Source organism: Rhodococcus sp. NPDC054953, from assembly GCF_053609225.1.
In genome coordinates this window covers 1-1,000 of record NZ_JBSGXD010000096.1, presented here as the reverse complement: position 1 = coordinate 1,000, position 1,000 = coordinate 1, and the positions used below count along the sequence as shown (strand labels likewise).

General features: G+C 74.0%; 1 protein-coding gene. It reads left to right on the top strand.

Annotation, left to right across the window (positions count from 1 at the left end):
- Positions 1-251: 251 nt before the first annotated feature.
- Positions 252-941 (top strand): bifunctional DNA primase/polymerase, encoded by a 690-nt coding sequence (locus tag ACWF62_RS20750; RefSeq protein ID WP_452631332.1) that lies wholly within the window; start codon positions 252-254, stop codon positions 939-941.
- Positions 942-1,000: the final 59 nt, after the last annotated feature.

Below are 1,000 nucleotides of genomic sequence, written 5' to 3'. Positions count from 1 at the left end.
CATCCCGTCTATGAATCTACCGAAAGTAATCCTATGATCACCAACGCGCTGGAGGTGCGGCGGGTAATCGCCACCATTCGCCACCCCTCCGATTGAACCTATTGCCCAGCGTGCGCGCTTCACTGGTACGGGGGATGTACGGCCTCGGGCGGAAGGAAGCACAGCGGGGGCGCGCGCTGCGGAGAACGTGCTCCCCCCGGCCTCAGCCCGACGATCGTAACTATCCGTATACCCGACCCGTTGGAGAGTGCATGGGCTTCACGATCGACGGACTGCGGGAGATCCGGGAGCTGCGGCTGACGGGCAGGTTACCGCGCCGACTGGTCCGGAACCCGGTCCGGATGGCGGTCGCCGAGTACACCGGACTGTGGGGCTGGGACGTGACGCCCGGTGCGCGCGCCGTGCGGCGCGGGCCTGGACCCGGGCGCCCCGAGTGCTCCTGCGGGCGCCCCGACTGCGCCTCCCCGGGCGCCCATCCGCTCAGCGACGACCTCACCATCGCGGCGGGCACCTCACTGCGGCAGGCCCTGGCCGACTGGGACCGTACCCCCGGCGCCACCGCCCTGCTGCCCACAGGGCGCGACTTCGACGTCATCGAGGTCCCGCGCGGACCCGGGCGCCGTGCCCTGCTGCGCCTGGAACGCATCGGGCTGCCACTGGGGCCGGTCGCCGAGGCGCCGCACGGTCGCGTGTGGTTCCTCGTCGCGCCCGGCGCCGCCGCCGAGCTCCCCCAGCTGCTGTACCGGATGGGGTGGGACGACGCGCTGCCGCAGCTGCGCTGCCTGGGGCCCGGGGGGCACATCACGGCGCCGCCGTGCGAGCACGGCGGGCTGGGCCCGGTGCGCTGGCTGCGCCCGCCGGACCTGGAGAGCTCCGTACCACCACTGGCTCGGTTGCTGGTCGGCGCGCTGGCGTACGTGTGCCACCGCGCCGCCGGCTGACCCGCCACGCGTGGCGGGGGCGGGCCCGCCGGGCCGGTCCGTCCCCCGGTCGCCGGCTC

Coding starts and splice junctions, on each gene's coding strand:
- ACWF62_RS20750 (WP_452631332.1), top strand. CDS start 252: ATGGGCTTCACGATCGACGGACTGCGGGAGATCCGGGAGCTGCGGCTG.